The sequence below is a fragment of the Pseudomonas sp. EMN2 genome (assembly GCF_009650555.1).
Classification (GTDB): Bacteria; Pseudomonadota; Gammaproteobacteria; order Pseudomonadales; family Pseudomonadaceae; genus Aquipseudomonas; species Aquipseudomonas sichuanensis.
On sequence record NZ_VZZR01000001.1, the window covers coordinates 21,559 to 34,223 of the forward strand.

Sequence of the window (12,665 nt, forward strand, 5' to 3'; positions counted from 1 at the left end):
CCATGGCTGCTTCTACCTCCGTACATTCCAACGCCTTCAACTTTTCATCCTACGTTGAAAGTGGCGTAGACCCGCGCACCGGTCAGTACACGGTGGCGATCAAACTGCCCGAACTCAAGGGCAACGACCTGCAGGGCCCGGACTTCGAGCTGGCCCTGTTCTACAGCCCCTTGAATACCGTGGATTCCGGTTACGGCAAGGGCTGGAACCTGCAACTGACGCAACTGCGCGAGCGCAACCAGGTGGTGACCTTGAGCAGCGGCGAAAGCTACAAGGTCACCGGCGAGTCGAACGATCGCCTGCTGATGCGCGAGCAGAAGCTCCGGCAATTCGACCTGTACCGTGACCCACCAGGGCCGGGCGGTGCCAGGCGCTACCGTGTGGTGCACCGCTCGGGCCTTGAAGAGGTGCTGCAGGTGATGGGCGGGCAACAGGCCGAAGTGGCCCTGCCGGTGGAGCTGCATTCACCGCTGGGGCATGTCCTGTACCTGGCCTATCAGCCCTGGCAGATCGAGCACATGCGGCTCAGCACGGTCAGCGACGCCAGCGACCAGTTGCTGGGCATCGAGCGCCAGGGCAGCCTTGTCGAACTGCTCTGCTACCCGTTCGGCGGGAGCGACGGCGGGCCGCTGGCCCGCTATGCGATGACCTTGAGCGGGGCCGACAATCGGGTCAGCAAGATCATCCTGCCCACTGCCAACCAGGCGTGCTGGACCTTCAGCTACCGTGAGGTACGCGGGCTGCTGTGCCTGAGCGAAATCCACACGCCTTACGGCGGCCACGAATCGCTGCTCTACGAGGACCTTGGCCATGAATTCCCGTCAAGTGCCGGGCTGGCCAACTTGCCGCGAGTCACCCGGCACCAGACCGCACCGGGCTTCGGCCAGCCGGCGATGGAGGTGACGTACGAGTACCCCGGCGTCAGCAATTTCCTCGGCGGTGGCAGCAGCGTGCCGTGGAACCCCGACGGGCTCGATAACCTCTATCAGGTGGCCGCCAACTACACCTACGGGTCGATCGAGTCCTGGCTGGTGGACAAGAAGCCTGTGCGGGTAATCACCCGCACGTTCAACCGTTTTCACCTGCTGACCAGCCAACGGACCGTGCAGGGCGACAATGTACGGGAGGACATCACCACGTATGCCCAGAACGGCGGCGGGTTCGACGCCCAGCCGCCCAGCTTCCAGTTGCCGATACTGGAGCTCAAGCGCTGGTCGCTCATGAGCCAACCCACCAAGCTGCGTGAGGAAAGGGTGCACAGCAGCCACGACAACCACGGCAATGTGCTGACGCGGTTGCAGGCCAACGGGGTGCTGGAGACGCAAACCTGGTATCAGGCGCCTGAAGCAGGCTACCCCGGTGACGGCCGTGGCTTCGTGCGCCACCTCAAAACCAGGACGGTCACCCCCGCCGCCAGCGGGCAAGGGGCGGCGGCCACGCTCAAGCAGTACTACCGCTACACGGCATTGACGCCCTTGGGCAATGACCTCGAAGAACCATGGGTGCTGGTCGAAAGCGAGCAATTGCTGGATGCCGACAACTCAGATGCCTTGCTGGAAGAAACCGTCTACACCTATCACAGGCAAACCAACGTTTTGCCCTACGTGTATGGGCGGTTGTCCAACAAGACCCTGAGATATCCGGGGGAGGTGGCTGGCACCTTCCTACCCACCAGCAGCAGCTACCAGTACAGCAAACCGGCAGGTACAGGCGCGTTGCAGACCGACGAAAACATCAAGGGCTACGATGGCGAGTTGAAGCACATCCTGTTGCACCACGACCTGCAAACCGGCGAACCGCTGCTCAACCGTGACGACAACGACGTCGAGATCCGCTACCAGTACGATGCCCTGCGCCGGGTGACCCGTGAGACGGTGGCGCCGGGCACCGACTACGAGGCGTTCCGGCACTACAGGTACTTCCTCTGCGCCTATGACAACGAACAGGCCCAGCAGTGGGCCTACGACGTCAAGCAGGTCGAGACCCACACCCTGTTCGACGGCCTCAGCCGGGTGGTCAGCGAAGCGCGCGAAGACATCGACAGCGCCACCTTCGCCGGCGCCTCGCGGCCTATCTACCGAGGCCGCTACGATGAATTGGGGCAACTGGTCGAAGAAACCGAGATCGATTGGCTGGGTGATCAGTTGCTGGAGCTGACCAGCCGCTACGCCTACGACGACTGGGGTGAGCGATACAGCGTCACTGGCCCGGAGGGTGTCACTGCGGTGCAGATGACCGACCAGGTGGCATCCAGCGCCGGCCCGGTGCGCTTCGAATGGCGCGAGCGTGCAGAGATTTTGGATGAAAAGGGAAATCCGAAGAAGCTCAGCGGTACTGTGCAAACCGATTTGAACCTGTTCGAGCAACCGATCCGGATCGAACGCCTGGACCTGGCAGGCCAGCGCACCATCCTGCAAGTCAACGAGCATGACGGGCTGGGGCGTATCAGCAAGCAAACCCTGGGCACCGGCGCGACGCAGCGGGTCGAGTCGTTCGTCCACGACCCCTTCGATCGCCAGCTGGAGCATCATCTGGCGGACGGCAACAACAAGGTCTATCGCACCTACGCACGCCACAGCCGGGAAGACCTGCCGGTCAGCATCCGCGTTGGCGGCAGTTTTGCAAACGCCAGGTTGCTGGGTGAACAGACCTTCGACGGGCTTGGTCGGCGCACCAGTGCAACCACCGGGGGGCGGGTGCAGACATTCAGCTACGCCCCCGGTCAGCGCCAGCCCCACACCGTCACGGCGCCTGACGGGACAGAGGTGGCATACTCCTACCTGCCGGTTCTAGGCGAGGAACCGGTGTACCGGTTGCTGGCCGGTACACCGGCGAACTACAGCCATGACAAGCACAATGCCAGGCTGATGCATTGTGAAGAGCCTGGGCAGGCGGTAGACCGCACCTATTTCAGCAACGGCGACCTCAAGACCGAGAAGCGCACCCTGGAAGGCCAGGGCGGCGCGTTCGAAATGACCTATGACCACAGCTACCGCAGCCGCCTGCGCGCCTATGTGGATGTGCAGGGCCAGACGCAACTGTATGAATACGACGCCTACGGGCGCCTCGAGCAGACCACCTTGTACGCAGCGCCCGCGTCTGCGCAGCGTCAGCGACTGCAGCGCACGACAGCTCGGCAGACCCAGCCACTGCTGTCGGCCACCTTCACCTATGACCTGCTGAGCCGCCTGCAAAGCACCACCACCGTGGACCTTGAAAGTGGCCGGCAGTTGGTCACTACGCTCGTGTACGACGCGTTCGATCGGGAGGTACTGCGCACCTTCGACTTCGGCGACACCGTGCAGACGCTCAAGCAGAGCTATGAGCAGTTCGATTGCCTGGAATACCGCACCCTCACTGAGCTTCCCAAGGGTGCTGCCGCAGGCAAGGCTACCGAGTTGCGCCATGAAACCTACCAATACGATAAGCGCGGGCGTTTGACGATCTATACCTGTACGGGCCCGCTGGCACCGGTGGATCCGTCTGGCATGGTCATCGCCCAGCAGACCTTCGTTTTCGACGGGCTGGACAACATCACTATGGTGATTACCCTTGATCCCGACAGCAAGTTCCAGCGCACGGTGTACGAGTTCAAAAACACCGATCCGGTGCAGTTGAGCAAGATAGTCAACAGCCACAATGTCCCACCTGGCCCCGACATCGAACTGCACTACGACCCCAACGGTAACCTGATCAGCGACGAGCAAGGGCGCGAGCTGTACTACGACGGGCTCAACCGCCTGCTCAGCGTCGACACCCCCGACGGCCAGCACTGCAGTTATCACTACGACCCCGAAAACATCCTGTCGGGCACGACGCAAGCGACGAAGAAGCCTGCGAAAAAGGCTGCGAGCAAGCCTGCGAAAAAGCCTGCGAGCAAGCCTCCCAAGAAGGCCGCTAGCGGTAGCGTAGGGTGAAGTTCAGCGCGCCCCTGGCGACACCGGCGCGCACTCGATCGCTCGGTTCGATCTGATAGAAACGGGCCTGGAAGTCAAGCTGCATGTTGCCGTCCTGCAGTGCGATCAGGTCCTCCTCCTTGTCAAGCTGCAGCGGTATACCGTTGTGCAGCATCTGGATACCCACGCCACTGGCATCGGAGTCGTGGGTCAGGCTGAACACGTCGCCATTCGGCCCGATGGGCGCCGAGCCGTCGATGCCGTTGAGCTCTAGGATGGCGTGGGTCAGGTTGCCTGGGTCCGGGTCGACCTGGCAGTCGCTCAGGCGAATGTGGAAGGGGACCGCCGGGGTGGTGAAGCCTGGCCCTTTGAAATCCTCGATGCTCCACTCGCCCAGCTGCACCGGGTTGGCGCTGACCGGGTCGCCGATCAGGCTGCACTGGCTCTGGATCACCGTCGCCCTGAGGGTGAAGTCCAGTACCTGGCCCATGCCGCCCCAGTCCAGGTGCCCTGTGAACAGCGTGCCATCCACCTGGTGCTGGCCCGGTGCCAGGTTACCGGTTTTCACCAGCGTGACCCTGTTACGCAGGCTCAGCAACTGCGGGCCTGAGAGCACGACTTGCTCGTGGTAGGCAGTGAACGGCACGTAGGGTGGGCCAATGGGTATCCACCCGGTCGCAGAGCCTGTGAACGGGATCCCCAGTTGCACCAGTGCACTGATGCCGGGCACGTTGGTCCTGATCATTAAACCGTTCATGGTGCGCCCGTTGACGAGGGGGGGAAGCGGTAACACACCGTGGGTTTCCCTGAAGTCGAAGTTTATCCGCTGGCCGTAGGCTTGGCAGTCCAGGCTCAGGTTGTTCTGGTCCGGAGTGATCTCCATCACGCCCTCAGGGCCAATCACGCTGCCTGCCTTGGCATCGCGTGCAATGTACAGGGTGCCCATGTCGCGCACGTAGACTTTCTGCTGGGCCCCGGTCCGGGGGCCGAGCGTGCACTCGGTGGTGGAAGCCAGCGCCTGGGCAGCCGGCCATGCAAGGCCCGCCATCAGCACGTGGCGCAAGGTGTTCTTGATCGCTTTCATAATGGGGTTCCTGGCGCGGCTGCAAGGCAAGGGCAGGCCGCGCGTATGGTGTTGACTAGAGGCAGGCCTGGTGGTGCAAGCGGTAACCTTCGAGCAAGGCGATGGACTTGGGCTCCAGGGCCAACCGGCAGCTGCTGTCGGCCTGTTCGCCCCAGCTGACGTGCAACTGCTGGGGCTCATCGTGGGTGGCGAGCAACACCTGGCCGGCTTGGCCTACCATGCCCAGCGCCACGCCTTCGCTGTCGTGCACCTGGGCCCCGAAGGGCAGTGGCTGGCCTTGGGCGTCATGCAGCGTCAGTACCAGGCGCGCGACGCGGCGCGCATCGAAACGGTGCTTGATCACCGCGCCACGGCGCGGGACCACCTGCGCGGTGCCGTTGTCGATCTGCACTTCCATGCCGACCCGGTCGGTGTTCAGCTCCAGGGCATTGCGCCGGTACGGCTGCAGCGACGGGACGATGGCGAAGCCACGCGCGTTGGTGCGCGTGCCGGCGGCATTGAGCAGGCCCACGCCGGCGACGTCGGGCACTTCGATCAGCCCGGCGGTATCGCCCATGTAGGGGCCGAAGGTCATGCCCTGGCCATGTACCAGCAGCGCGCCGGTGGCATTGAGCGACAGGTTGCGGTAGTCGTGCGCTTCGGTTAAGCCTGCGCCCAGCGAGGCATGCGAGCCCCGGTAGCCGAACGCCAGGCTGGCGGCTTTGTTGTGCTGCGGGTCTTGGCTGAAGCTGGCGTTGTAGCTGGTCGACTCGCTGCTGCTGCCGCTGAGGGAGGCCCGCTGGCTGTAGCCCTGGCCGCTGTTGCGCAGGTCGAAGCTGGCGCGCGAGGAGTGGCCGATGTCCAGCGGCAGCGACAGGCTGAGACCGAACTGCCGGTCGCTGCCGCGCCGGTCGGTCAGCGATTGCGAGGCGAACAGGTTGTAGGTCACGCCGCGGTGCTGGGTGCTGAAGTTGAGCTGGTACTGGCGCTGAGGTTCCATGCGCTGCCAGTAGTCCTGTTGCGACAGGGTCAGGGTCAGCGAACTGCTCTGGTACAGGCGCTGGTGCAGTGAGGCTTCCAGGCGGCTGCGGCGACTGCCCTGGAAGCGGCCGCTCATCTCGCGCTGGCGCACGGCTTCGTCGAAGTCCCGATAGCCGGGCGTCGAGTAGCGATAGCCGGCGAAGCGCAGGCTGGTCTGGGTATTGAAGGTCTTGCCGTAACGCAGTGCGTAGCTCATGCCCTGTACGTCGCCGTCGTGGTCGAACTCGGCGAGTGAGCGGGTGACATCGAAAGCCAGGGCGCCGATGCTGCCCAGGTCTTTGCTGATGCCCAACGCGGCGGCCCGGTAATATTCGCTGGCCATGACCCCGCCATACAGCGTGGCATTCCAGTGCGTGCCCATGGCCAGGGTGCCTTGCCACAGCAGTGGCGTCTCCTGGCTGCTGGCCGGATTGTAGCGCCCCAGCGTGGCGCTGTAGCGCCAGACGCCCTGGCGCAGTTGGTTGGCGAGGGTGGCGTAGGGCTGGGTGTAACGCTGCACCTGGCCGTCTTCCTCGGTGAGCACCACCTCCAGTTCACCGCTGCCAGCGGTGCTCAGGTCGTCGATGGCGTAGGGACCCTGGCTGACATAGGTGGAGTAGATCGGGTATCCGTTCTGCCAGATTTCCAGCTTCGAACGGCTGCGCGCCACGCCGCGGATGATCGGCGCGTATCCCTGCTGTGCGTCCGGCAGCATCGACAGGTCCGAGGCGATGCGCAGGCCGGTGATGGGGACCCCGCGAAACACGTCGCTGTCGGTGAAGGTCTCGCCCAGGGTCAGGTTGGCATGAGTGCCCGGCAGGTCGCGCTGGGCGTAGGTCTGGCCGCGGGTCCAGGCCGTGTCGCCCTGGTCGTCACGGCGCCACGACTGGGTGCTGCGCAGGCGCCACGGCCCCAGGTTGAGGCCGCTGTTGAGGTACAGGTCGTGGCTGGCGTAGTGCCCACGGTAGCGGCTCTGGCCTTGTTGGGTGGAGGCCTGGTAGTTGATGAAGGCGGCGTTGATGCCGCTGTCCCAGTGCTCGGGGGCAACATGGCCGGCCACTTCGCGGCGCAGGGCGATCTGCGGGATGGAGATCGCCAGTTGCAGTTGGCTGGGGGTGAAAGTCACCTGTGCCCCCGGCACCGTTCGGGTCAGGTCGAGGCAGGCGGTTTGCGCGGCGTCGAGGTCTTCCAGCGCCTCGAGCCGCAGGCCCCAGTCGGCAAGTTGAGCCGCGGGAAGGCACGGTTGCAGCCCTCCGTCGTCGGCGGGTGTGAATTCGAGGGTGTACCGCCCGACGGGCAGCAGGTTGACCAGCACCTGCACTTGATAAGGGCCAGGCACCAGCGGTCGATCCTCGGCGAGTGCGTCGAGGGCCCAGGCACCGATGTGCTCGGCCTGCCCAGGCATCTGGCGGAGAAAGCCGCTTTGGAACTCGGCTTCGGCGCGCCCGACCGGGATGTCCATCAGTGCCGCCGTGATGCCGGCGAACAGGCACGGAAGTACGGGGCGTTGGCTGCATTCGACACGCCAACGCCGCAAAGAGATTTGCATGTGCGGGAATCCTTGCTGAACGTGCGTAGCTGCCCTAGCGCGCCAGGCTGATCGGCTGGGTCACGGGTTCGCTGTAGCCGCCGAAGTCGTTGATGATCGAAAAACGCACCTGCAGCCCTGCGCCAGGTTTGATGCCGGGTGCCGGATAGGTTTGTTGGGCGAAGGGCGCAACCATGTCGATCGCCTTCACGGCCTTCTGTTGGCCTTTGTCGCTGATTTCCAGGCGGCTGAAGGTGAAATGGAAGGGCGTCGGGTTGTTGACCTGAAGGTGTGGCTGACCATCTTTGTCATGCAGGGAGAATTCGAGTTGCTTGAGATGCCCTGATGGCGAGCCTTTTATCTGCTGCGGGCGGTAGAACAACTTGATACGGGTGCGCAAGGCAATGTTCAGGACGTTGCCGGCCTCTTTGTTGGCCTGGGGGATTTCCTGGGCATTGAAGAAGAACAGCGACTCACGGTCGTTGGGCAAGTGGTTGGGCAATCTGTTTATCTGTACCTGTTGTGCCTGGCCAGGGCTCAGGCGAAACAATTGCGGTACCACCAGAAAGGGCACGGCGACCGTGGCGTTGTCGTCAACGGTATTGACCCAGGTTTGTACCGCGTAAGGTTGTTTGCTGGGGTTGCGAATAATGATCGACGTGCTGCTCTTGTCACTGTCGAAGACGATCCGGGTGCTGCTCAAGGTCAAGGCTGCGTGGCTGGCGGTGAAGGGCAGGGCAAGCAGCAGCAAGGCCACGCTGTGCCTGAATGACGCGCGCAGGCAGGCCGCCGGTAGATAGTTGCCGGGCATGAAGTGGGGCTCCGAGATCCAGGCGCGAGTGCGCGCCTGGAGGCTTCAAGGGGTCATTGCACCGGGCCAGGCATGTCCCGGCCCGAGAGGATCAATTGATGGCCACGGTGAAGGCGACATCGGCGTTGGCGGCACCGGCAGTGACTGCTGCGACTGTCGATCGATAGGTCGCCGAGAAGCGCAGGCGAGTTTCAGCACCGACGTTGAGGTCGAACTCATCGGACTCGGCACCTGGTTTAATCAATTTGCCCTTAACGTCGCGCATGGCAATGACCACGCCGCGGGCGCCATCGCTGGTATTCGTGACCGCGAAGTAGTCGCCCGCTGTATCGGCGTCGCCGCTGAAGGTCACTTTTGCTTTGTTAGTGGTGGCCATACAGTTGGCGTCATCCGGTACGACCAGTTCGAAGTTGGTCCTGTTGTATTCCTGGCCGGCGGCGCTGAAGGCGGAGGCTGCCACTTCACCCATCGGTACGGCATTGCCGACGCCACCGCCAGGCGGGCTGACTTCGATCGGGCAGGTAGCGGCGGTAATCTTGCCCTGGAACATAATGTTGGTGGCAAAGGCGGAAGTGCCAGCAACGCTGAAAACAAGACCGGCGGAAAGGGCAAGCAACGACTTCTTCATGAAGATGTCCTTTATCTGAGTAAATTGATAATTGATTGCGAGGCAAGAAAGTAGTCGAAGAGTTAGTGGATCTCTGCGAGTGTTCGTTGTCTCGGCGGGCATCTTATAGAGGACGTTTTTTGTTTCGCAATGGGTCTTGGTGTGCTGGGCTTTATATATTTTTATGCGAGAGGCTAAGTTGTATTGCTGGTAGGTTAATTCTGATTTTGTTATGTGATTCTTGGTTCGTGGTTGTGGGAGGCAGTATAAATAAATAAGGATTTTCTGGTGAATTTGTAAGTAAGGGAGCTCGAAGTTTAGGCAGAAAATATACAGCTGTATTAGGAAAGAACGCCCCACGCGGTAGGGTGGGGCGTTTTGCGAATCAGTGCGTGTTGCCCTGGCCGTTGTGACTCAACAGTTGTTTTTCCTGGTGCCAGTCGAACGGTTCGTCGTTCTGTTCGGCTTCGTAACGGCGCTCCTCCAACTGCTGATACAGCGCCAGCTCTTCATCCGGCATGAAGTGCAGGCAGTCACCCCCGAAGAACCACAGCAGGTCGCGTGGCACCAGGTGGGCGATCTGCGGGTAGCGCTGGATCACCTGGCACAGCAGGTCCTGGCCCAGGTATTGGCTTTCGAGCGGGTCTTGCGGGAGCAGGGTCAGCAGTTCGTCGTAGCGTTCGAGGAACAGGGCGTGGCTCTCCTCGGGCACCTGCTCGGCCTCGCCCAGCGCGGCCAGGATGGTGCGCAGGTGGTGCAGCAGTTGCAGGTGGTAGTCCAGTTGGGGGTTGGCCATGGGGTGGTCCTCGGTGGTTCTAAACAGGGGCGCAGTATACGCCAATCGCGGGGCAAGCCCGCTCCCACAGCCACTTGTGGGAGCGGCGGTTCGCCGCTGCGACTTGCCCCGCGATGGGGTCAGCGAACTCTACCCGGTACGGATAGCAGCTGATCCTTCTCGAACGCATCCACATCGATCACCGCCCGCCTGGCCTGCTCGGTGGCCTGCAGGCGTTGCCCGTCAGCCGCCTGCAACACACCGGCCTGCACCGCCGCATCGATCGCCGACTGGCCCGGTTGAGGTTGCACCGTGCCCGCTTTGAGTGCTTTGTGCAGCACCGCCTGCAAGGGGGCCACCTCATCCAGCAGATCGCAGGCCCGTTGCAGCGCCGCCACCGGGTCACCCTCGGCCTGTGGCCGGAAGCAGCCGGCCAGCACTTGTTCCAGTGCCTCATCGCCTTTGCCGCGGCCGATCAGTGCGGCCACTTCGGCATCCAGTTCGTCACTGGGCCCGCTGTGGCGGCGGCCGAACGGGAACACCAGCAGGCGCAGGGCGCAGCCGACGAAACGGTTGGGGAAGTTGTCCAGCAGCGCGTCCAGGGCCTGCTCGGCCTTGCCCAGGCTTTCCTCCAGCGCCCAGCGCAGCAGCGGCTGCAGGTGCTCGGGCGCGCCCAGGTCGTGGTAGCGCTTGAGCGCGGCGCTGGCCAGGTACAGGTAACTGAGCACATCGCCCAGCCGGGCGCTGAGCCGTTCGCGGCGTTTGAGCGCGCCGCCGAGCAGCATCATCGACAGGTCGGCCAGCAGGGCGAAGGCCGCGGCCTGGCGGTTGAGGGCGCGGAAATAGCCCTGGCTCAGGGCGTCGCCCGGCACCTTCTCGAAATGCCCCAGGCCAAGGCCCAGCACCAGGGTGCTGGCGGCGTTGCCGGCGGCGAACAGGATGTGCTGCATCAGCAGGTCGTCGAACTCTTGTAGCGCGTGGTCATGGTCCTCACGCCCGACCAGGGCCATTTCCCTGAGCACGAACGGGTGGCAGCGGATGGCGCCCTGGCCGAAGATCATCAGGTTGCGCGAAAGGATATTGGCCCCCTCGACGGTGATGAAGATCGGCGCGCCCTGCCAGTTGCGCCCCAGGTAGTTGTTCGGGCCCATGATGATGCCCTTGCCGCCGTGCACGTCCATGGCGTGCTGGATGCACTCGCGGCCGCGCTCGGTGAGGTGGTACTTGAGGATCGCCGACAGCACCGAGGGCTTTTCGCCCAGGTCCACCGCCTTGGCGGTGAGCAGGCGGGCGCTGTCCATCAACCAGGCATTGCCGCCAATGCGCGCCAGGGACTCCTGGATGCCCTCGAAGGCGTTCAGCGGTACGTTGAACTGCTCGCGAACCCGGGCGTACTGGCCGGTGACCAGGCTGGTGTACTTGGCCGCGCCGGTGCCGACGGCGGGCAGCGAGATGGAGCGGCCCACCGACAGGCAGTTCATCAGCATCATCCAGCCCTTGCCGAGCATCTGCTGGCCACCGATGAGCTGCTCCAATGGTACGAACACATCCTTGCCACTGTTGGGGCCGTTCATGAAGGCGGCGCCCAGCGGCAGGTGGCGCTTGCCGATTTCCACCCCAGGGGTGTCGGTGGGGATCAGGGCCAGGCTGATGCCCAGTTCTTCCTGGTCACCGAGCAGGTGGTCCGGGTCGTAGGCTTTGAACGCCAGGCCCAGCAAGGTGGCGACCGGGCCCAGGGTGATGTAGCGCTTTTCCCAGTTCAGGCGCAGGCCAATGACTTCTTCGCCATGCCATTGGCCCTTGCAGACGATACCCGTGTCGGGCATGGCGCCGGCGTCGGAGCCGGCCAGCGGGCCGGTGAGGGCGAAGCAGGGGATCTCGTCGCCACGGGCCAGGCGCGGCAGGTAGTGATTACGCTGTTCATCGGTGCCGTAGTGCAGCAGCAGTTCGGCGGGGCCCAGGGAGTTGGGCACCATCACCGTCGAGGCCAGGTCGCCGCTGCGGGTGGCCAGTTTCATCGCCACCTGCGAGTGGGCGTAGGCCGAGAAACCCTTACCGCCGTATTCCTTGGGGATGATCAGGGCGAAGAAGCCATGCTGCTTGATGTGCGCCCAGGCTTCGGGAGGCAGGTCGAGGTCCTGGCCGATCTGCCAGTCGCTGACCATGGCGCAGAGGTCTTCGGTGGGGCCGTCGATGAAGGCCTGTTCTTCGTCGGTGAGTGCGGGTGCGGGGTAGTCGAGCAGGGTGTTCCAGTCCGGGCGGCCACTGAACAGGTGGCCGTCCCACCACACGGTGCCGGCGTCGATGGCTTCGCGTTCGGTTTGCGACATGGGCGGCAGGGTGCGCTGGAACCACTTGAACACGGGCGCGGTGAACAGCTTGCGGCGCATTTCGGGCAGGGCGATGAAGGCGACCTTGATGGCGATCACTGCCCAGATCAGCGTCAGCAGCCAGCCGGGGGCATGGCTGAACAGGCCCATCAAAAAGGTGTAGGCGGCCATCGCCGCGAGGATCTGCAATGGGGGCAGGCGACGGTGCGTGAGGTACGCAGCGCCCAATACCAGTACCAGCAACCACAACAGCAACATGATCCTTCCTCCTTGGAACCAGGGGGCATTCAGCCGACCCACAGAGCTTAGACGGGCTAGGAGGACTGACACGCCGGGGCGCCAAGAGTTCGCTTGGCCATCGCGGGGCAAGCCCGCTCCCACGCATGTGAACTGCACTCCAATCGTGGGAGCGGGCTTGCCCCGCGATGAGGCCATTGGATCAACCGGAACGATTCAACCCCAACTCCATGTCATCGATCAGCGCCTTGGCCATGGCGCTGAGGATGCGCGCCGAACTGCCGGCGAGCATGTCGTTTTCCATTTCGGCCTCGCAGGTGAGGTGGCGGATGCAGCCGAGCAGTACCGACAGTTCGTCGAAGGCGTGCTGGAAGGGGATGCCTGGCTGGATGCGGAAC

Annotated in this window: 8 protein-coding genes; 1 reads left to right on the plus strand and 7 read right to left on the minus strand. The window is 63.5% G+C overall.

The window, feature by feature from the left end; all coding sequences use genetic code 11:
- Positions 1 to 2 precede the first annotated feature (2 nt).
- Positions 3 to 3,917, plus strand: coding sequence for an RHS repeat domain-containing protein (locus tag F6X61_RS00055; RefSeq protein ID WP_256671254.1), 3,915 nt, complete (start codon positions 3 to 5; stop codon positions 3,915 to 3,917).
- On the opposite strand, the gene F6X61_RS00060 is transcribed toward F6X61_RS00055, so the two are convergent.
- From F6X61_RS00060 to F6X61_RS00090, 7 genes are all read right to left on the minus strand, one after another.
- Positions 3,898 to 4,980 carry a fimbrial protein gene (locus F6X61_RS00060; RefSeq protein ID WP_153784833.1) on the minus strand — a complete coding sequence of 361 codons (1,083 nt, stop codon included), beginning with the start codon at positions 4,978 to 4,980 and terminating at the stop codon, positions 3,898 to 3,900. The two genes, F6X61_RS00055 and F6X61_RS00060, sit on opposite strands and share 20 nt — an antisense overlap.
- A 55-nt stretch (positions 4,981 to 5,035) precedes the next feature.
- Positions 5,036 to 7,528 (minus strand): fimbria/pilus outer membrane usher protein, encoded by a 2,493-nt coding sequence (locus F6X61_RS00065; RefSeq protein ID WP_153784834.1) that lies wholly within the window; start codon positions 7,526 to 7,528, stop codon positions 5,036 to 5,038.
- Positions 7,529 to 7,562: 34 nt separating this feature from the next.
- Positions 7,563 to 8,318, minus strand: coding sequence for a molecular chaperone (locus tag F6X61_RS00070; protein WP_153784835.1), 756 nt, complete (start codon positions 8,316 to 8,318; stop codon positions 7,563 to 7,565).
- 91 nt (positions 8,319 to 8,409) lie between these two features.
- On the minus strand, positions 8,410 to 8,946 hold the full coding sequence (locus F6X61_RS00075) for a fimbrial protein (RefSeq protein ID WP_153784836.1): 537 nt from the start codon (positions 8,944 to 8,946) through the stop codon (positions 8,410 to 8,412).
- A gap of 364 nt (positions 8,947 to 9,310) precedes the next feature.
- Positions 9,311 to 9,721, minus strand: coding sequence for a PA2817 family protein (locus F6X61_RS00080; RefSeq protein WP_153784837.1), 411 nt, complete (start codon positions 9,719 to 9,721; stop codon positions 9,311 to 9,313).
- Between the two features lie 119 nt (positions 9,722 to 9,840).
- Entirely contained in the window at positions 9,841 to 12,288 is a 2,448-nt protein-coding gene (locus F6X61_RS00085; RefSeq protein ID WP_153784838.1) for an acyl-CoA dehydrogenase, read from the minus strand.
- A 181-nt stretch (positions 12,289 to 12,469) separates the two neighbouring features.
- The coding region (locus F6X61_RS00090) for a DUF3077 domain-containing protein (protein ID WP_153784839.1) at positions 12,470 to 12,665 on the minus strand (196 nt) is incomplete at its 5' end.

Excerpts from the sequence above, each read along its gene's own strand:
- F6X61_RS00055 (WP_256671254.1), top strand. The coding sequence starts at position 3 with ATGGCTGCTTCTACCTCCGTACATTCCAACGCCTTCAACTTTTCATCC.
- F6X61_RS00060 (WP_153784833.1), bottom strand. The coding sequence starts at position 4,980 with ATGAAAGCGATCAAGAACACCTTGCGCCACGTGCTGATGGCGGGCCTT.
- F6X61_RS00065 (WP_153784834.1), bottom strand. The coding sequence starts at position 7,528 with ATGCAAATCTCTTTGCGGCGTTGGCGTGTCGAATGCAGCCAACGCCCC.
- F6X61_RS00070 (WP_153784835.1), bottom strand. The coding sequence starts at position 8,318 with ATGCCCGGCAACTATCTACCGGCGGCCTGCCTGCGCGCGTCATTCAGG.
- F6X61_RS00075 (WP_153784836.1), bottom strand. The coding sequence starts at position 8,946 with ATGAAGAAGTCGTTGCTTGCCCTTTCCGCCGGTCTTGTTTTCAGCGTT.
- F6X61_RS00080 (WP_153784837.1), bottom strand. The coding sequence starts at position 9,721 with ATGGCCAACCCCCAACTGGACTACCACCTGCAACTGCTGCACCACCTG.
- F6X61_RS00085 (WP_153784838.1), bottom strand. The coding sequence starts at position 12,288 with ATGTTGCTGTTGTGGTTGCTGGTACTGGTATTGGGCGCTGCGTACCTC.